An 18,588-nucleotide genomic window follows, 5' to 3' on the forward strand; every position below is an offset into this window, starting at 1 on the left:
AAGCGAGCCAGTGCCTCACTGCTCGTGTAGATGCCTGAGGACGGATTTTTTATCTGTGACAGAAATCACGTGGCGCCTCGGTAGCGGCTCGAATAAGGATATCGCTCAAGTGATGCTCTCCGCTCGCATTCGCGCCCGAACGCCCTAAGCCATCACCACCGGCGCTTCCTCAGCCAGCCCGTACACGCGCTGCGCCTTGGAAAACCCCGCAATCGGAAACTCGCCAAGCTCGTTCCACTCGGTACCACACGCGCGCACGAAACCTTCGGAGGCCACCACCGTCCGCCCCATGCGGCCGGCGATCTTCTCCAGTCGCGCGGCGAGATTCACCGCAGGGCCGATGCAGGTGAAGTCGAGACGGTTGCCGCCGCCGATATTGCCGTAGAGGATGTTTCCGACATGCAGCGCGACGCCGAAGCGGAAGCGCTCGATCGCCTTGCCGACCGGAAATGCCAGCGCATCGACGCTGCAGCGTGACTCACGCGCGGCCTCGAGCACGCGCGCGCAGACGTAGTTCGCATCCCCAATATATTCGTCGATCGGAAACACCGCGAGCAGGCCGTCGCCCATGAACTTCAGCACCTCGCCGCCATGGGCGCGGATCGAGGCGACCTGGCAGTCGAAATAATGGTTGAGGATCTCCACGACGGTCTCGGCCGGCAGCCGGTCCGACAACGCGGTGAAGCCCCGCAGGTCCGACAGCCAGATCACCGCCTGCATGGTGTCGGTGTGGCCGCGGCGGATCTGGCCGCCCATGATGCGCTCGCCGGCGCGATTGCCGACATAGGTGTCGAGCAGCGTCGTGGCAGTGCGGCGCAGCGTGATGATCTCGGTAAGGCGCGTCAGAGGCTTCGTCAACGCGCGCAGCGCCGCGACCTGCGCATCACTGAAGCCGCCGGGTTGTTTGGTGGTCCAGGTCATCGCGTGGACGGTATCGTCGAGGAAGCGCAGCGGCGTCGCAACGTAATCTGTGGCGCCTTCCTGCTTGAGATCCTGCAGAAACGGAAAGCGCTCGACGTCGCTGGGGTTGTCGGGACTGCCGCGCACCTCGAGGCCCTGGTTGAAGACGAGGCTGAGCGGGCTCTTCTTGAATTCCGGCGTCTCCTGGATCTCGAAATCCACCGTGCCGATCTCGACCTCGGGTGCGCCTTGCCGCCAGATGAAATTGCGGCCGTAGATTTCGGGGTGCAGCGTGCGGATGAAAACGCCGACCCGCCACAGCGGCAGGCCGGCCGCGACCATGCGCTCGCAGCATTGGGACACAAGCTGGCTCGGCATCGGCGCGGAGCGCGCGCCGTCAATCAGCCAGTCGGTGATGGCGCTGATTTCGGATGCATCCATGGCCGACAGTTTGCTGACGAAGCTTTCGCCGCGTCAAGCTGCGCGAGCGGCCGACGTTACAAGACCCTCATGGTGAGGAGCGCGGAACGCGCGTTACCGGACGATGCTCCGCATCGCCGCGCGAACCACGAAGGCCCGGATATCGCCCGCGGCCATCCTTCGAAACGCCCGCGTATCGCGGGCTCCTCAGGATGAGGGTGGAGCGCGTGTGACACAATAGAACTAGAGAATTAGCGTCCGACCTGCCCGCGGTCGCGCAAGAAGTGGTCGGCGAGCACGCATGCCATCATGGCCTCGCCGACGGGAACCGCGCGGATACCGACGCAGGGATCGTGGCGGCCCTTCGTGAAGATCTCGGTGTCGGCGCCCTTGCGATCGACGGTCAGGCGCGGCTGCAAGATCGACGAGGTCGGCTTCACCGCAAAACGCACTACCACAGGCTGCCCCGTGGAGATGCCGCCCAAGACGCCACCGGCATTATTGGACAGGAAGCGCGTTCCGTCATTGCCGGTTCGCATCTCGTCGGCGTTCTCTTCGCCGGTGAGTTCGGCGGCGCCAAAGCCTGCGCCGATCTCGACGCCCTTCACCGCGTTGATGGTCATCATCGCAGCTGCGAGATCGGAATCGAGCTTTGCATAGATCGGCGCGCCCAATCCTGCCGGCACGCCCTCGGCCACCACCTCGATGACGGCACCGATCGAGGAGCCGCTCTTGCGGATGCCGTCGAGATAGCTCTCGAAGAATGTCGCCTTGTCCTTGTCCGGACAGAAGAACGGATTTTTTGCGATCTCGTCCCAGTCCCATTTGTCGCGGTCGATCTTGTGCGGACCGATCTGCACCAGCGCGCCGCGCACGGTCACGCCGGGCACCACCTTACGCGCGATCGCGCCTGCGGCGACCCGCATCGCGGTCTCACGCGCCGAGGAGCGCCCGCCGCCGCGATAGTCGCGCAAGCCGTATTTGGCCTCGTAGGTGAAGTCGGCGTGGCCCGGACGAAACTTGTCCTTGATCTCGGAATAATCCTTCGAGCGCTGATCTGTGTTCTCAATCAGAAGCCCGATCGGCGTGCCCGTCGTCACCTGCTCGCCGGTCTCCGGATGCGCCATCACGCCGGAGAGGATTTTCACCTGGTCCGGCTCCTGGCGCTGGGTCGTGAAGCGCGACTGACCGGGCCGGCGGCGATCGAGGTCTTGCTGGATGTCGGCCTCATTGAGCGGGATCAGCGGCGGACAGCCGTCGACCACGCAGCCGATCGCCACCCCATGGCTCTCGCCGAAGGTGGTGACACGGAACATGTGGCCGAAGGTGTTGAAGGACATCGCTGCTCGCTGGATCGGTTCCGGCGTGTGGTAACGCGCCCTCGAAGAGGGGTCAAATGGCGCCTCGTAACCGCGGCGCGGGACGGTCACAACCGCCCATTAGCTACTTTGCATGGGGTTGTTTTGCGACTTTTTGCCCGGAACCCGAAAAGCCGGATATGCCCTCCGGGCGCCCCCGCCGGCGGTTGCCCCGTTAACCCCGACCGGCGGTACCCCCGTTAACTATGCTTCTCCAGGCGGCCGTCGCGGAACACGTACACCACGCCCTGCTCGATATAGAGCTCGGCGGCGCTCGCCGGCGTCTCCAGCCCGAGCGTCACCATCAGGGCACGCGCGGTGCCGCCATGGGCGACCGCGACCGTGTCGGTCCGGAGCTGGTCATACCATTCGCGCATGCGGGCCTGGACGTCGGCATAGGTCTCGCCGTCCGAGGGCGCCACTGTCCACTTGTCGACCAGGCGCCTCGCGTAGACCTCGGGATCGGCGGCCTCGCTCTCCGGCAGCGTCAGTCCCTCCCAGGCGCCGTAGCCGATCTCGCGCAGGCGATCGTCGAGCGAATAGTCGGCAATCGGCAGGCCGAGCTTGCCGCGCACGAGCTCCATGGTCATGCGCGCGCGCCCGAGCGGGCTCGAGACATAGGGCAGCGAAGCCTTGTCGCGGCCCTCGCGCGCAAAGAGATCGGCGAGGATGCGGGCGGCCTGCACGGCCTGGCCGCGGCCGCGCGCGTTCAGCGGGATGTCCTGCGTGCCTTGAAGACGCCCGAGCGCATTCCACTCGGTTTCGCCGTGGCGAAGGTAGTAGATCGTGAGCGCTGGCATTGTCGGACGGGAGTTAGTCCTTCCCGCCCAGCGCCATATCCGGCGCATCCGGCCGCTTCATGCCGAGCACATGGTAGCCGGAATCGACGTGATGCACCTCGCCGGTGACGCCGCGCGACAGGTCAGACAGGAGATAGAGCGCGCTGCCGCCGACGTCCTCGGTCGTCACGTTGCGCCGCATCGGCGCGTTGACCTCGTTCCATTTCAGGATGTAGCGGAAATCGCCGATGCCCGAGGCGGCCAGCGTCTTGATCGGCCCCGCCGAGATCGCGTTGACGCGGATGTTCTTCTCGCCGAGATCGGCGGCGAGATAGCGCACGCTGGCCTCCAGCGCGGCCTTTGCCACACCCATGATGTTGTAATGCGGCATCCACTTCTCGGCGCCGTAATAGGACAGCGTGATGATCGAGCCGCCGTCGGTCATCAGCTTCTCGGCGCGTTGCGCGACCGCGGTCAGCGAGTAGCAGGAGATCAGCATCGACTTGGTGAAGTTCTCCTGCGTGGTGTCGACATAGCGGCCGTCGAGCTGCTCGCCATAGGCGATCGCGTGCACCACGAAGTCGATCTTGCCCCACTTCTCCTGCACGACCGCGAACGCCGCATCGATGGTCGCAGCGTCCGTGACGTCGCAATGGCCGAGCACCAGGCCGCCGATCTCGGCGGCAAGCGGCTCGACCCGCTTCTTCAGCGCGTCGCCCTGATACGTGAATGCGAGTTCGGCGCCGGCGGCGTGGCATGCCTTGGCGATGCCCCAGGCGATCGAGCGGTTGTTGGCAACGCCGAGGATCACCCCACGCTTGCCCTGCATCAGACCCGAATTCTGCGCCATGCCTGTCATCCAATCGAGCTGGTTCTTGAGGTCTGGAGGTACACCAGCCCTCCCCTGCGGTACAGTCCTAATCCGCGGCGTTAACGCTGTTTCGGTTGCCGGAATAGCCGTTCCATTCGGGTGTTATGATCAGTGAAGGCGCTCGCGCCGAAGGTGAAGGACAATCGAGGCGGCATGAGCGCGTTTCGCCAGAGTGTTGAAGCCATGATCCCGGCGCTTCGGCGCTATGCTCGTGCGCTCGCACGCGACGCCGACATCGCCGACGATCTGGTGCAGGACACGCTGGTCCGGGCGCTGCGCTCGGAGCGGCTGTTTCTCGGGGGCGACGTCAGGAGCTGGCTCTACACGATCCTGACCAACCTCAACAAGAACCGTCGCCGCTCGCTCGCGAGGCGGCCGCAGTTCATGCAGCTCTCCGAGAACAATCCCGACGCCAGCGGGACGGAGGCGGAAGGGCGGGACATCGAGAAGGCACTGGCGACGCTGGTGGAGGAGCAGCGCTCGGTGCTGCTGCTCGTGATGCTGGAAGGCCTTAGCTACCGCGAGGTCGCCGACATCCAGGGTGTCCCGATAGGGACGGTGATGTCACGCCTTGCGCGCGCCCGGGCCCACATCAAGGCGGCGCTGGAGGGCGAGCGGCCGGCACTGAGAAGAGTGAAATGATGGCAGGGTCCAAGCAAAGGTCCATGCATCGGAAATTCGGCGCCCTGTGCACGCAGCAGAGGCGAATGGATTTGAACGGCGAACGATATTCCGGGCCGACGAGCCAGAGACGAACGATATGAGCGACCGCAAGATTTCCGTGACCGAGGACGAATTACACGCCTATGTCGACGGCGAGCTGCCGGCCGAGCGCCGTGCCGACGTCGAGGCCTGGCTTGCCGCTCACCCCGAAGAGGCCGAGCGGGTGAACTCCTGGCGCGCGATGGCCGAGTTGCTGCACGCCCGCTATGACACCGTAGCACAGGAGCCGGTGCCGAGGCGCCTGGAGCTCGAGCGGCTGGTGCAGCGCCCCAGGCAATGGCTCTATGGCGCAGCGGCGGCAGCCCTGCTGGCATTCGTGGCCGGCGGCGCGGTCGGCTGGGTGGCGCACGGCGCCGCCAACACGCCCTCGACCTTCCAGAGCTTCACCGAGGATGCGCTCGACGCCCACCGCCTCTATGTCGTCGAGGTTCGCCACCCCGTCGAGGTCCCAGGCAACGAGCGCGACCATCTCCAGGCCTGGCTGACCAAACGCTGCGGCTGGACGGTGTTCGCGCCGAACCTCGAGGCGAGCGGGCTCAAGCTCGTCGGCGGCCGGCTGCTGCCGGGGCCGAACGGCCCGGCCTCCTTCCTGATGTACGAGGGCGCCTCCGGGGAGCGGTTCACGATCTACAGCGCCAAGACCGAGACCGGCGAGACGCAGATGCGCTACACCGCGATGAACAAGGATGGCGCCTTGTTCTGGGCCGACCGCGGCGTCGGCTACGTCGTGAGCGGCGGCGGCGACCGCGACCGGCTCACCAAGGTGGCGCGCGCGGTCTACGACCAGGCGGAGAAAAACGGCTCCTAGACAACGCGCAAGCGCGTTCGCCAAGATTCGGTCATCGAAAATTTGGAATCAGGACATCGACGCGTCTCATTATCGCACCGGATGATCACGCGAAAATGAGAGGCGTTCGATCCGCCGATCGGCGCAGGCGGCCTCGATTGGGGTTTTTGGTACCGCGCTGGTCCCCCTCTCGAGGCCGCACTCTTTTCGCGGCTGCATTGCGGCAGCCGGCACGCCGGACACGATAGCGTCGAAGTGCTACCGCGCTCCATGCGTCTATTGGAGCATTACCTGCTGGGAAAATGCTCTCTGCGAGCGCACGATCCGTTCCGACGAGCGCGCCCGCTCGTCCCGATCATGCGTTAGCCGAGCACACTACGCGGATTGTAGGGGTGCTGGTCCCGCCACTTTTGCATCAATGCTTCAAGCTCGGCATCGTTCCCGTCCGGCAGCATGATGCGGGTGGTGACGAAGAGGTCGCCGGTCCCACCCGATTTCGGCAGGCCCTTGCCCTTCAGCCGGAAAGTCCGGCCGCTCGAGGTGTTTTTCGGGATCGTCAGTTCGACCGCATTGCCGAGCGTCGGCACACGGACCTTGCCGCCCAGCACCGCCTCATAGAGCGTGACCGGCAGATCGATCCGCAAGTCGGCGCCGTCGACCTTGAAGAACGGATGCGGGCCAATCGTGACGGTGATGAGCAGGTCACCCGGCGGATGGCCTGGCGCGGTCTCGCCCTGCCCCTTCAGCCGGATCTGCTGGCCGCTGGTGACGCCGGCCGGAATCTTGACGTTGAGCTCCTTGCCGGTCGGCAGCCGGACGCGCTTGTCCCCGCCATTGACCGCCTCCTCCAGCGACACCGTCATGGCGACGTTGAGGTCGAGATCGACCCCGACCCCGCCGGTATCGAACTCGAACTGGGGTCCGCCGCCACCGGCCCGCGCACCGCGCGCCGCGCCGCCGAACATGCTGTTGAGAATGTCCTCGAACGCGCCTCCACCCGGACCGCCGCCGGAGCGGAATGAATATTCGAAGCCGCCGGGGCCGGCGCGCCCGCGCGGGCCCCCGCCGCCCGGAAAGCCCTGGAAGCGCGGCTTGCCCTCGGCGTCGATCTCGCCGCGATCGAACTGCTTGCGCTTGTCCTCGTCACCGAGGATCTCGTTCGCAGTGTTGATCTCGGCGAAGCGCTCGGCTGCCTTCGGGTCGTTCTTGTTGCTGTCGGGATGATGCTTCTTGGCGAGCTTGCGATAGGCGCTCTTGATCGCGGCAGCGTTGGCGCTCCGCGGCACCCCCAAGACCTCATAGGGGTCGCGCATCCGTCACGTCTCCCTTCACGGAAATCGATAGTGTCAAAAGGGCTCCCCGCCCCACCTGTCAATCATCTGGGGTGCCCGTGGCATTTTTGCAACTAGGGTCGCTGAGCGAATCCTAGCTCCGCCATGGCTTTAGCGTATGAATCTCCCAACGGCCATGGCCGCTCTGGCAGCCGGAGCCCTGGAGCCAGTTTTCGGTCCGGCCGTTGACGTAGCTCGCCAGGAAATCCCGGCATTTGCGGCCGTCCTCGGCGGCGTAGGACTGTGCGATCGGGGTCACTGAGCCGCGTGCACCGGTCTCTGGATTTTCCCAGTGCTGGCTGGCATCCTTGTCGCCCTGGCTCAGCACGTCGGAGGCCGCGTTGCGGGCGAAGGCGAGATCGCCCTCGGTCGGCGCCTGATCCTTGGTGATCGAGCCGGTGACATCGCCCTCGCCCATCTTGGCGAACGGCCCTTTGGCAAGGGCGCCGAGGTCACTGCGGGAGAGGCTACAGCCGCCCGTGCCGAGCCCGATTAGAATCATTGTCATGACAAGGCTGGAGGGCCGGATCGCCGATAGGCCAACGCTGCCCCATGCCCTATATAGGGCAGAAGCGGACGACAACACGCTTTGGGCCGCGGAACGCAACTCGGACTCCAGACATGACCGATACGAGCTCGATGAAACACCAGACACCCTTAACATCCGGTGATTTCACCGCCGCGGACGAACCGTTCGCGCTGTTCGAGGCCTGGCTGAACGAGGCGATCAAGAGCGAGCCGAACGATCCCAACGCCATGGCGCTCTCGACCGTCGACACGGAGGGCCTGCCCGACGTGCGCATGGTGCTGATGAAAGGCTTCGATTCCGACGGATTCGTCTTCTACAGCCACATCGCGAGCCAGAAGGGCCGCGAACTCGCCGCAAATCCTAAGGCCGCGTTACTTTTTCACTGGAAGTCGCTGCGCCGGCAGGTGCGCATCCGCGGCAACGTGACGCCGGTGACCGACGCCGAAGCCGACGCCTATTTCGCCACGCGCCCAAAGCAGGCGCAGATCGGCGCCTGGGCGAGCAAGCAGTCGCAGCCGCTGGAGAGCCGCTTCGCCTTCGAGCAGGCGATTGCCAAGGTCGCCGCCAGATACGTCATCGGCGAGGTGCCGCGGCCGCCGGGCTGGAGCGGCTGGCGCATCACACCCTTGCGTATCGAGTTCTGGCACGACCGCCCATTCCGCTTGCACGATCGCATCGAATTTCGCCGTGACGCGGCGGGCCAGCCATGGTCCAAGACGCGGATGTATCCCTGAGCCGAAAGATCTCAATGCCGCATTCATCCAACGCGCCGCGCCGCACGCTGCTCCTGACCGGGGCGAGCCGCGGCATCGGCCACGCCACCGTGATCCGCTTCTCCTCGGCCGGTTGGCGCGTCATCACCTGCTCGCGGCATGCGTTTCCGGAAGACTGTCCGTGGGACGCCGGCCCCGAGGATCACATCCAGGTCGACCTCGCCGATCCCGAGGACACGTCGCGCGCGATCAATGAGATCCGCCGCCGCCTCGAAGGCGGCACGCTGCATGCGCTCGTCAACAACGCCGCAATCTCACCGAAGGGCCCCGGCGGCTCCAGGCTCGGCTCGGTCGATACCGACCTCGACACCTGGACGCACGTCTTCCACGTCAACTTCTTCGCGCCGATCATGATCGCGCGCGGGCTGATCGAGGAGTTGAAGGCGGCGAAGGGATCGGTGGTGAACGTCACCTCGATCGCCGGCTCGCGCGTGCATCCCTTTGCGGGGGCGGCCTACGCCACCTCGAAGGCCGCGCTTGCCGCGCTGACGCGCGAGATGGCCTCCGACTTCGGCCGCGTCGGCGTGCGCGTCAACGCAATTGCGCCGGGCGAGATCGACACCTCGATCCTGTCGCCGGGCACCGAGAAGATCGTCGACCAGCAGATCCCGATGCACCGCCTCGGCACGCCCGACGAGGTCGCCAAGATCATCTACGTGCTGTGCACGGAGACGTCGTCCTACGTGAACGGCGCCGAGATCCACATCAACGGCGGCCAGCACGTGTAGGTGAGGAAAGCCGCGGACGAGCGATGGGTCGGTTCGCAACTACGGCGGCGCTCTACGAGAACCTGCGGCCGCCTTATCCGCCGGAATTCTTTCGGAGTGTCGCCGGGAGGCTCGCCCTCAGCGCGCGATCCGCGCTGATCGATCTCGGCACCGGGCCCGGGCTATTGGCGCTCGGCTTTGCGCCCTATGTCGGCCGCATCGTTGGTGTCGACCCGGAACCGGACATGCTCGATGCCGCACGGCGTGCGGCCGCGCGCGCCGGCCGGAATCTCAGCCTGATCGAGAGCACGGCCGAGATGCTTCCCGCCGACATCGGTGCCTTCGATATCGTAACGATCGGGCGCGCGCTGCACTGGATGGATCGCAACGCCACGCTTGCACTGTTCGAGCGGCTGGTCGCGCCGGATGGTGTGATCGCTGTCTGCGCATCGTTCTCCAGTCGCGACGGCCGCAATCCCTGGCTCGATGAGTACAATGCTGTCCGCCGCAACTGGTCGCCGACCCGCCTCTGGGAGGAGGCCAGCCGCGGCGAGCGAACGCATCGCGACCTGCCGGCCTTCTTCCGCGGCAGCGCGTTTCGCCCGATGGACGAGATCAGGGTCGAAACGCGACACGAGATCAGCGTGCATGACCTGGCGCGGCGCGTGCTCACCTTTTCCTCGTCATCGCCCGAAGCATTGGGTGACAATGTCGAGGCCATGCTGCGCGATGTCGAACAGCACTTGGCTCCCTTCAGCCGAGACGGCGTGATCACCGAGACGCTGCTATCCGTGGCCGAGATAGTGAGGCGCTAAAGCATGATCCGGAAAAGTGTGAAGCGGTTTTCCCTCGCGACAAACGCGGAACGCGTTTGCGCGGAGATCATGCTCAAACAACAGCCTGAAGCGCGATGACGATTCATCCTTATCTCATCGCGCTTTAAGGGCGCTGGAATTGCGCGACGATGCGGCGGGTTCTCGGGAACGATCCGTGTTTGCAAACGGAAGCAAGGCAATCCAGACAAAGCCGCCGCAGGACCTGGATTGCCTTTACCCCTCCCGTTTCTCAATCGGCACGAATCCGACGCGATGTCTCGCGCAGCCGCGGAGCGGCTACATTGAACGCAGTCGAGCAGTCGTCGTCGTTCTCACCGTCGAGCAGCGGAGCACCACAGTGCCGGCACAGCCGTGCCGACATCGACGACGCCTTGCCGTTCGCCAGGACCTGACGATAGCTCGCCAGATCGATGACGTTGCGGGGCGTCGTTATGCGTTTTTCAACCATGGCTGTTCCTCGCGGCTTACCCGCTGCTTATCGCAGACAAGTTTCGCCCAAACGTTCAGCCCAACGCTCAAATTTTAGCTGAGAAAATGAGGCAGAGATCGTGACCCAGATGCTGTCTACGCAGCGCCACATTTCACAACGCGCGTTCACTGTCTCTCTGCGAGCCATGTAACAGTTCGGTAGCCATCTCACAGCCACTTCTTCCACTTGAAAATCCAGTACGGAACGATCGCGGCGGCGAGCATCATCACCAGCGCCATCGGATAGCCGTGCGCCCATTCGAGCTCCGGCATCGCCTTGAAGTTCATGCCGTAAATCGACGCGATCAGCGTCGGCGGCATGAGGACCACGGCCATCACCGAGAACAGCTTGATGATGTTGTTCTGCTCGAGATTGACGACGCCGAGCATGGCGTCCAGCACGAAAGTGATCTTGTTCGAGAGATAGGAGGCATGGTCGGTCAGCGATGCCACGTCGCGCTGCATGGTCTTGAGCTGCTCGCGCATGTCCTTGGACCATTTCACGCCTTCCACGATGGCCGACAGGAACGTGACGACGCGGCCGATCGACACCAGGCTCTCACGGACCTTCGAGGTCAGGTCGCCCTTGCGGCCGATCGCGATCAGGATCTGGGAATATTGCTTGGCGTGACCGTGGCGCTCGCTCTCGGGCTCGAAGATGTCGTGCGAGACCTGGTCGATGTCGGCGCCGCAGCGTTCCAGAATGTCAGCGCAGCGGTCGATCACGGCGTCCAGGAGTTCCATCAGCACCATCTCGCCGGTAATGACGGGGGTGCAGGAGCGGGCGAGCTTGGCCTCGACCAGCGCGAAGGGCTTGGGCAGGTCGTAACGCACCGTCACCAGGCGATGGTCGCCGAGGATGAAGGTCACTGCCGTGGTCCGGGGCATGTCGGTATCTGAGTGGCACATCAGAGTCGCCGTCATGTAGCGCGCGCCGTTCTCGATATAGAGGCGGCTGGAGATCTCGATCTCCTGCATGTCCTCCCGGGTCGGGATCGCGATCCCCGCCAGCCGCTCCACCGCCTTGTCCTCGGTCGCGGTCGGATTGAACAGGTCGATCCACACCGCATTCTCCGGCAGTATCGAGAGGTCTTCGACGACGGCCTTCTTCAGGGAGGACTCGGAGGGAACGAACACCGAAAACATGAACTACTCCAATGGGGGACCGAAAAGGCGGGCTCACGGCCCTTAGCGCGATTCTGACAGGTGCAGGATGACAATCACATTAACGGAGCGTTCGCATTTATGGCCGGCCGGTGGCGCAACCGTGGCATGGAATCGACAGCTGGGCATTTCTTGCCCAGAAATCGGCCCAGAGCCTCAAAACTTGCGGCAAAAAAGCCACAGCTTGGGCCTTGCAGCGCGGGATAAAGCCCTAAAAGCTGGAATTGTGGCAGGTTTCAACCGATAATAGGTCCATCGGAATCGTGGAACTTGGGCAGCAAGCTCAGGGTCTGCGCATGGGTATTTGTTTCGGTTGGAACCAAGCCAATGTCGTCGCTGAAAGTTAAGTTGGGTATTCTAGCCGCCGGTTTGATGCTGTCGGGCTGCATGCAGGCCACGCATTTCGAGGCGACCGATACCAAGGCCTTCAAGCCGAAGGACAAGGAACTCCTTGCCAAGATTCGGTACGAAAACACCCCCGTCGCAGAGCCGTTCCGCCGCGCCATCGTCGAATACCACCGCAAGGAGTCGCCGGGCTCGATCGTGGTCGATTCCGACAATCATTACCTCTACTACGTGATGGATGGCGGCAAGGCGATCCGCTACGGCATCACCGTCGGCGAAGAGGCCATGGCCTGGTCGGGCATCGCCAAGATCGGCAGCATGACCGAATGGCCGGCCTGGCATCCGACCCCCGGCGAAATCTCGCGCTTGGGCGTGCCGACCTATGTGGCGCCGGGTCCTGACAATCCGATGGGCTCCCGCGCGATGTATCTCTACTCGGGCGGCAAGGACACGCTGTTCCGCATCCACGGTACCAACCAGCCTGAATATATCGGTGCCTCGATTTCCTCGGGCTGCATCCGCCTGACCAACGAGGACGCGATCGACCTCTACAACCGCGTCAAGGTCGGCACCATCGTGGTCGTGCTCGAGCCGAAACACGGCGACTCCCCGTACAATTCGCAGCTCGCCCTGCGCGGCGGCGGCAACAGCACTTCACAGTACTGAGCTTTCCTGAGGCTTTCGAAGAAGCGCCGGCTCGCTACCGGCGCTTTTTTGTTGCCGGCTTCCGGGGCGCTTGGGTGGCGCCAGCAGGCGCGCCGGATTTCGCCGCATCACCCTGCTCCGCCCCCTCCTTGGTCTCCTCCGACCTGGCATCCGGCTTGGCATCCGATTTGGCCGCCACCTCGCGTGGCGGGGCTTCCTCCGGTCGCTCGGCCGGCAGCAGCGGGGCGACCTGCGGCAACGGATCCCAGACGTTCCACTGGCAGATCCGGTAGTCGTTGCGGCGCTGCATCAGATCGAGATGGATGTGGTCCTCGTGATACCAGTCCGATCCCGGCCCCAGCACGGTTGAAAAGCGCGAGCAGACCGAATGCAGCACGCGCTCGCGCAGCTCCCGCGGCACGGTGCGGTCGGTCAGCCCGATCGACTGCCCGTTGGCAAGCTTGAATGCGCGCACGTCGAGCGCGTTGGCGCGGCCGTGCTCGGACAGCATGGCGCCGACGATGCGATTGCGGCCGCGGCACTCGAAGGAATCGAAATTGTCGAGGTCGCTGATGGTGCTCCCGAGGCTCGCGGCAAGCGGCGCCACGTCAGAGCGGACCCAGTCGGCAAGGGCCGATGCCATGCCGCAGCGAAGGATCGCGGCAGGCTTGACCTGCACCTTGCGCTTGTCCGGCAGCACGATCGCCTCGAGCCGCACCAGATCCTCGCCGCCGCAGCCGCCCGGGCCATGAATGTCGGGGATCGAGGGCGCAATTGCGATCTCCTCCGTGAGGGCGAGGCGGCAGGCGGAGGCCTGCTTCTCTGGTGGGGCCGCTGGTCCGGCCGGTTTGTCGGCGGCAGGTTTTTCTTCGGCCGCCGGCCGCCCCAGTGCAGGTTTGGCCACTTCCTTGGGCGCATCCTCCGGGCGCGGTCTCGGCAAGGGAATTTTGGCCGGAATCCTGGCTGGATGAACGGTGCCGCGAGGTCGCGGCGGACCGAAGCCGAACAGATCGAGCGGCGCGGGATATTTCCGCGCCTCGGCAGGCGCAAGCGACAGCCCCAGCACGACGGTAACCATTGCCGCGCCGGCGGACATATAGCCGCGACAAGACCATTTGCGGCAAAAGTCCGGCAGGCTAAAATTCATGACAATTCTTTGGCCCAGAGCTGAGAGCGATAACAAGTCCAGCCATACTCGGAGGAACGTCGGAATGCTTGGTTTGATGCAAGATTGGCCCCTGCTCTGCCACCGGATCATCGAACACGCCGCCAGGATTCATGGCAAGCAGGAGGTCGTCACCCGCTCGGTCGAAGGACCGATCCATCGCACCAACTATGCCGAAATCCACGCGCGCGCCCTGAAAGTTTCGCAGATGCTGGAGCGCGACGGCATCAAGCTCGGCGACCGCGTCGCCACGATCGCCTGGAATACCTGGCGCCACCTCGAGGTCTGGTACGGCATCATGGGCATCGGCGCCATCTGCCATACTATCAATCCCCGCCTTTTCCCCGAGCAGATCGCCTGGATCATCAACCATGCGCAGGACCGCATCGTGATGACCGACATCACCTTCGTTCCGATCCTGGAGAAGCTCGCCGACAAGCTGGGAAGCGTCGAGCGCTACGTCGTCCTCACCGACAAGGCGCATATGCCGCAGACCACGTTGAAGAACGCGGTCGCCTATGAGGAGTGGATCGCGAAGGCCGACGGCAAGTTCGCATGGAAGGATTTTGACGAGAACACGGCCGCCGCCATGTGCTACACCTCCGGCACGACGGGCGATCCGAAGGGCGTGTTGTATTCGCATCGCTCCAACGTGCTGCACGCCCTGATGGCCAACAATGTCGATGCGCTCGGCACCAGCGCCTCCGAGACAATGCTGCCGGTGGTGCCGCTGTTCCATGCCAACAGCTGGGGCATCGCCTTCTCCGCGCCTTCGCAGGGCACCAAGCTGGTGATGCCCGGCGCCAAGCTCGACGGCGCCTCGGTCTACGAGCTGCTCGAGACCGAGAAGGTGACGCACACCGCAGGCGTTCCGACCGTGTGGCTGATGCTGCTCCAGCACATGGCCGCCAACAATCTGAAGCTGCCCCATCTGAAGATGGTGATCTGCGGCGGCTCGGCGATGCCGCGCTCGATGATCAAGGCCTTCCTCGACATGGGCTCGAACGTGCGTCACGCCTGGGGCATGACCGAGATGAGCCCGATCGGCACCGTCGCGGCGCTGAAGCCGCCGTTCAGCGCCGCGACCGGCGATGCGCGGCTCGACGTGCTCCAGATGCAAGGCTATGCGCCGTTCGCCGTGCAGATGAAGATCACCGACGATTCCGGCAAGGAACTGCCCTGGGACGGCAAGACCTTTGGTCGCCTGAAGGTCTCGGGTCCCGCTGTCGCCAAGGCCTATTACCGGGTCGATGCCAACATCCTCGACGAGGAGGGCTTCTTCGACACCGGTGACGTCTCGACCATCGATGAGGACGGCTATATGCGGATCACCGATCGCTCCAAGGACGTGATCAAGTCCGGCGGCGAGTGGATCTCCTCGATCGACCTCGAGAACCTCGCGGTCGGCCACCCCGCCGTCGCGGAGGCCGCAGTGATCGGCGTCTACCATCCCAAATGGGACGAGCGTCCGCTTCTGATCGTGCAGCTCAAGCAGGGCCAGCAGGCCACGCGCGAGGACATCCTGAAGTTCATGGACGGCAAGATCGCCAAATGGTGGATGCCCGACGATGTCGCCTTCGTCGACGGCATCCCGCATACCGCCACGGGCAAGATCCTGAAGACCGCACTGCGCGACCAGTTCAAGGATTATCGCTTCCCGAACGCTGCGGCATGACCGGAATAGCTTGCCGCAGGACCTGTTCGGTCCTGCGGTTGCGAATTCGCTTCACCTCCCCCGCTTGCGGGGAAGCTCGGTTTTGCCTGCCTGGCCGGTGCTCTTCTGCCATTTTGAAGCTCCGGAGGGTCGAGATTGACAGGCACGCGCGACGCACGGTGCTGGGCTCAGCGGGTGGGCGTGAGCGCATCAAGCTGTCGCTGCGCCTCGGGATCACCCCATTCTTTTGCTCTCTGGTACCAATTGCGGGCCTGCGCGAGATCCGCGAGCGGGCCACTGGCGCCCAACTGCTTGAGCACGGTCGGATCGTAGGTCCTGGCCACCAGCAGCGCTGCGCGCGCGTCTCCTCCTTCAGCTGCGCGCAGCAGCAGTAGCCTCGCCGCCGAGACATCGGCGCTGGTGAGCAAATCCTGTCCACGTTTGACGAGTCCAGAAATTTCCTTCGGATCCAGGTTGCGCACGGCGTCGGTCTGCGGCGGTGGAGAGACCACCAAGGAGCGCGCCGGCGGGACGGCCGTGACGGCTGTTGACGGCTGCTGAACGACGCTGGGTTTCCAGGAAAGTCGGCTCGAGCCAACCACGAGCACTGCGCCGTTGCTGTCACGCAATTCTGCCATCGCGACCATCTGGCCGACGAAACCGTCTGGCGGAATGACCGACACGGCGGAAATTTCCGACGCGGGCACGCGCCATTCGTTGGCGACGCGCTTGCCAGACGTCAATCGTGCATCCGCTAGCAGTCCGTTGATGGCAACGATAGCGCCCGAAGGGGGAGCACCCACGCGCATCCCGAGCGGCAAGGGGACGTTAGCAGGCCCGCTGCTGTCCTCCAGCGCAAGGGTCGCGAGCTGCTTGCGTTGCTGTGCAGGACCGATCGCACCTTTCACCGATTGCCAAAGCGACGAGATCGATGTGGCGTCGTTCGATTGAACTCCGGGCTTTTGCGATGCCGGAATGACCATGACGAGAATCAGCGCGGCACCTCCCGCAACGGCTGCCGCGATCGCGAACTTGACCACTACGCTGAGCAGCGCGCGCCTTCCCGAGTTACGGAGGGCGGTCGGCACCTCGATGGGCTCCATCGCCTCGTGCATGGCTTGGGCCACGGCTCTGGAGAACACGTCCGAATGGTCACGACGACGCGGGTTGCCGGGCGATGGAAAGGGCGGGCCATCGGCCGATGGATGTTCCGTGGACCGTCTCGGCGCCCCCGTCGGCTGCACCGCCCGCTCGCGCGAGCTGCGTGGCGCGTAGTACATCGGATCGTGCGGATCGACATGGCTTTCGTCCGGTCCACCACTCATACTGAACACTCGCCCTGATGAGACTGCCACCAGCCGCGGTGGTCGGCACCGGCTACGCAGTTTGCGATCCTTGCAGCTCATGAGGCGCAACCGCGCACATCCGGTCAGCCTTTGCTGCAAAACCGGGAGAGCTGAGGTCACTCTTGCAACGTTTCCGGCTGACGCCCGCCGTAGTTCCCTTGCCGTTGTTCTTTTTTGAATTGCCGTTCGCGGAAGTCCCTTTCGCCGGGACGGTCCCTTGCTTGGGCGGTTCCAACAACTTGCGGTAGAGCCTTGGGGCGAAATTGCGACCGAGTCAATCTACAACTAAAGATCATTTAGATTGAATGGTTAATCAATTAAGTTGCAGAATTGCGCCTGTTCTCTGCCATATCGCCTGCAAATCCTGCGGAATCGCTGGGGCCGCGTCGTCTTCGAACGCTCACAATTGCGAGCAGCGAAAGCCCGCCTCCGGCCGGCTGAAGAACATCCGCTGCTCCTTCACGATAAGCACGAGCTGGTTGCGGTCGCGCAATGTGCCGCACAGGTCCTTCGCAATGGCCTTGAATAGGCGCGTCTCCGCATAGGGCGTCCCGTTGCGATCCTCGATCGCCCAGCGCTGTAAATTGAGCGCGTTGGTGTTGTCGGGGGCATGGACGAGGCGCGACCTGACGCCGCTCGGCGTCGAGCCTCCCCCGCGAACAGCCATGCACGATTGGTGGTTTGCGGAGGCCGATGGTTCGACCACCGCAGAAGGATCCGGAACGGGAGATAAAGGTGGGGGATAAACCGCTTCACAGGCCTGCGGAAAATGCGCTAGGTCAGCTTGCTCCCGTCGCCCGTGCCCCGCAACCGGCGACTGACATCGGTGATGGAACAGCATGGCCCGCAGGTTTTCCGCTCCCTACCAGTCGGAGCCCGTGTCCGGGCTCGCCAGCTGGGCGCGCAATCTGGCCGTGTTCGCGGTGGTGGCGGTCCTGGTCTCGATCATCATCGTCCGCTTCGGCTTTCTGGAGATCAAGCCGGCGCTGGCGACCTTCTTCGGCGGGCTTGCGATCGCGGTGCTCTCCATCCTGTTCGGGCTCGCGGGCTTTGCGGCGATCTGGCAGAACGGCTCGCGCGGAATGGCGCGCATCCTGTTCGCCTTCCTGATCAATGCGCTGATCCTCGCCTATCCGGCCTATCTTGCCTTTCAATACCGTAGGCAGCCGGCGATCCACGACATCACCACCGATCCGATCGACCCGCCGCGCTTCGAGGCCTTGGCGCGCCTTCGCACCGGCGACGGCGCCAATCCGGCCGTCTATGCCGGCCTCTATTCGGCCGAGCAGCAGCGCCATTTCTATCCGGACATCGAGCCGATCGAACTCGAGATTTCCGTCGACCGGGCCTACGCGCTATCGCTCCAGATCGCCAACAAGCGAAAGTGGCTGATCATCGACGAGCGTCCGCCGCAGCCGCCGCGCCGCATCGGCCGCATCGAGGCGGTGGCCCGCACGCCGATCATGGGCTTCCGTGAGGATGTCTCGATCCGCATAGTGCCCGATGGCGACGATTCCCGCGTCGATATCCGTTCGGCCTCGCGCTATTTCGACAGCGACCTCGGCAGCAATGCCGCGCGCGTCAGCAAATTCATCGACGACCTCAATACCGCGGCCGACACCGATGCGCTGAAGCCGGTGAAGAAGGCGCCGGTCGTCCCGGTCAAGCCGCCGGCGAAGACGGTGAAGAAATAGCCTTCCGTCATTCCGGGGGCGCCGTCAGGCGCGAACCCCAATGCGCATCGCGCATTGTGGAATCGCACCACAATCTCCAGATTCCGGGTTCGA

19 protein-coding genes are annotated in these 18,588 nt (G+C 64.3%); 8 read left to right on the forward strand and 11 right to left on the reverse strand.

Going from position 1 to position 18,588, the window contains the following annotated elements:
- Nucleotides 1-144: 144 nt before the first annotated feature.
- From Q2941_RS15945 to fabI, 4 genes are all read right to left on the reverse strand, one after another.
- Nucleotides 145-1,341, reverse strand: coding sequence for an adenylate/guanylate cyclase domain-containing protein (locus tag Q2941_RS15945; RefSeq protein WP_027524407.1), 1,197 nt, complete (start codon nt 1,339-1,341; stop codon nt 145-147).
- 230 nt (nt 1,342-1,571) lie between these two features.
- The gene (gene aroC / locus Q2941_RS15950; protein ID WP_458193065.1) at nt 1,572-2,660 is read right to left on the reverse strand and encodes a chorismate synthase; all 1,089 of its coding nucleotides are present in this window, start codon (nt 2,658-2,660) and stop codon (nt 1,572-1,574) included.
- A 218-nt stretch (nt 2,661-2,878) separates the two neighbouring features.
- Nucleotides 2,879-3,478, reverse strand: coding sequence for a histidine phosphatase family protein (locus tag Q2941_RS15955; protein WP_027524405.1), 600 nt, complete (start codon nt 3,476-3,478; stop codon nt 2,879-2,881).
- Nucleotides 3,479-3,491: 13 nt separating this feature from the next.
- Nucleotides 3,492-4,307 carry an enoyl-ACP reductase FabI gene (gene fabI, locus Q2941_RS15960; protein ID WP_254096997.1) on the reverse strand — a complete coding sequence of 272 codons (816 nt, stop codon included), beginning with the start codon at nt 4,305-4,307 and terminating at the stop codon, nt 3,492-3,494.
- Between the two features lie 174 nt (nt 4,308-4,481).
- On the opposite strand from fabI, the gene Q2941_RS15965 reads away from it, so the two are divergent.
- Together Q2941_RS15965 and Q2941_RS15970 are read left to right on the forward strand one after the other, a co-directional pair.
- Entirely contained in the window at nt 4,482-4,970 is a 489-nt protein-coding gene (locus Q2941_RS15965) for a sigma-70 family RNA polymerase sigma factor (protein ID WP_027524403.1), read from the forward strand.
- A 118-nt stretch (nt 4,971-5,088) separates the two neighbouring features.
- Nucleotides 5,089-5,859, forward strand: a complete 771-nt coding sequence (locus tag Q2941_RS15970) for an anti-sigma factor family protein (protein ID WP_027524402.1) — start codon at nt 5,089-5,091, stop codon at nt 5,857-5,859.
- 341 nt (nt 5,860-6,200) lie between these two features.
- Here the strand turns inward: Q2941_RS15970 and Q2941_RS15975 are convergent, their stop codons facing one another.
- Nucleotides 6,201-7,151 carry a DnaJ C-terminal domain-containing protein gene (locus Q2941_RS15975; protein ID WP_027524401.1) on the reverse strand — a complete coding sequence of 317 codons (951 nt, stop codon included), beginning with the start codon at nt 7,149-7,151 and terminating at the stop codon, nt 6,201-6,203.
- Nucleotides 7,152-7,263: 112 nt separating this feature from the next.
- Complete coding sequence (locus tag Q2941_RS15980) at nt 7,264-7,677, reverse strand: RT0821/Lpp0805 family surface protein (protein WP_458193066.1); 414 nt, start codon at nt 7,675-7,677, stop codon at nt 7,264-7,266.
- A gap of 113 nt (nt 7,678-7,790) precedes the next feature.
- On the opposite strand from Q2941_RS15980, the gene pdxH reads away from it, so the two are divergent.
- Genes pdxH through Q2941_RS15995 form a run of 3 tightly spaced genes read left to right on the forward strand, consistent with a single transcriptional unit; the run spans nt 7,791 to nt 9,993 of the window.
- The gene (gene pdxH / locus Q2941_RS15985; RefSeq protein WP_027524399.1) at nt 7,791-8,432 is read left to right on the forward strand and encodes a pyridoxamine 5'-phosphate oxidase; all 642 of its coding nucleotides are present in this window, start codon (nt 7,791-7,793) and stop codon (nt 8,430-8,432) included.
- 14 nt (nt 8,433-8,446) lie between these two features.
- The gene (locus Q2941_RS15990; protein WP_027524398.1) at nt 8,447-9,199 is read left to right on the forward strand and encodes an SDR family NAD(P)-dependent oxidoreductase; all 753 of its coding nucleotides are present in this window, start codon (nt 8,447-8,449) and stop codon (nt 9,197-9,199) included.
- A 23-nt stretch (nt 9,200-9,222) separates the two neighbouring features.
- On the forward strand, nt 9,223-9,993 hold the full coding sequence (locus tag Q2941_RS15995) for a class I SAM-dependent methyltransferase (protein WP_027524397.1): 771 nt from the start codon (nt 9,223-9,225) through the stop codon (nt 9,991-9,993).
- Between the two features lie 250 nt (nt 9,994-10,243).
- Here the strand turns inward: Q2941_RS15995 and Q2941_RS16000 are convergent, their stop codons facing one another.
- On the reverse strand, nt 10,244-10,462 hold the full coding sequence (locus Q2941_RS16000) for a hypothetical protein (RefSeq protein ID WP_084801504.1): 219 nt from the start codon (nt 10,460-10,462) through the stop codon (nt 10,244-10,246).
- A 188-nt stretch (nt 10,463-10,650) separates the two neighbouring features.
- Nucleotides 10,651-11,628 carry a magnesium transporter CorA family protein gene (locus Q2941_RS16005; RefSeq protein ID WP_027524396.1) on the reverse strand — a complete coding sequence of 326 codons (978 nt, stop codon included), beginning with the start codon at nt 11,626-11,628 and terminating at the stop codon, nt 10,651-10,653.
- A gap of 345 nt (nt 11,629-11,973) precedes the next feature.
- Here Q2941_RS16005 and Q2941_RS16010 point away from each other — a divergent pair, with 345 nt between their 5' ends.
- Nucleotides 11,974-12,657, forward strand: a complete 684-nt coding sequence (locus tag Q2941_RS16010; protein ID WP_027524395.1) for a L,D-transpeptidase — start codon at nt 11,974-11,976, stop codon at nt 12,655-12,657.
- A gap of 34 nt (nt 12,658-12,691) precedes the next feature.
- Here Q2941_RS16010 and Q2941_RS16015 read toward each other — a convergent pair whose 3' ends face one another.
- The gene (locus tag Q2941_RS16015) at nt 12,692-13,783 is read right to left on the reverse strand and encodes an extensin family protein (protein ID WP_458193067.1); all 1,092 of its coding nucleotides are present in this window, start codon (nt 13,781-13,783) and stop codon (nt 12,692-12,694) included.
- A gap of 64 nt (nt 13,784-13,847) precedes the next feature.
- On the opposite strand from Q2941_RS16015, the gene Q2941_RS16020 reads away from it, so the two are divergent.
- Nucleotides 13,848-15,476 carry a fatty-acid--CoA ligase gene (locus Q2941_RS16020; protein ID WP_458193068.1) on the forward strand — a complete coding sequence of 543 codons (1,629 nt, stop codon included), beginning with the start codon at nt 13,848-13,850 and terminating at the stop codon, nt 15,474-15,476.
- A gap of 167 nt (nt 15,477-15,643) precedes the next feature.
- Here the strand turns inward: Q2941_RS16020 and Q2941_RS16025 are convergent, their stop codons facing one another.
- Both Q2941_RS16025 and Q2941_RS16030 read right to left on the reverse strand, forming a co-directional pair.
- Complete coding sequence (locus Q2941_RS16025; protein WP_458193069.1) at nt 15,644-16,780, reverse strand: hypothetical protein; 1,137 nt, start codon at nt 16,778-16,780, stop codon at nt 15,644-15,646.
- Between the two features lie 421 nt (nt 16,781-17,201).
- Nucleotides 17,202-17,468, reverse strand: coding sequence for a hypothetical protein (locus Q2941_RS16030; protein ID WP_458193070.1), 267 nt, complete (start codon nt 17,466-17,468; stop codon nt 17,202-17,204).
- A 172-nt stretch (nt 17,469-17,640) separates the two neighbouring features.
- On the opposite strand from Q2941_RS16030, the gene Q2941_RS16035 reads away from it, so the two are divergent.
- Nucleotides 17,641-18,495, forward strand: a complete 855-nt coding sequence (locus tag Q2941_RS16035; RefSeq protein WP_458193071.1) for a DUF1499 domain-containing protein — start codon at nt 17,641-17,643, stop codon at nt 18,493-18,495.
- Nucleotides 18,496-18,588: the final 93 nt, after the last annotated feature.

The organism is Bradyrhizobium sp. UFLA05-153 (genome assembly GCF_054185185.1).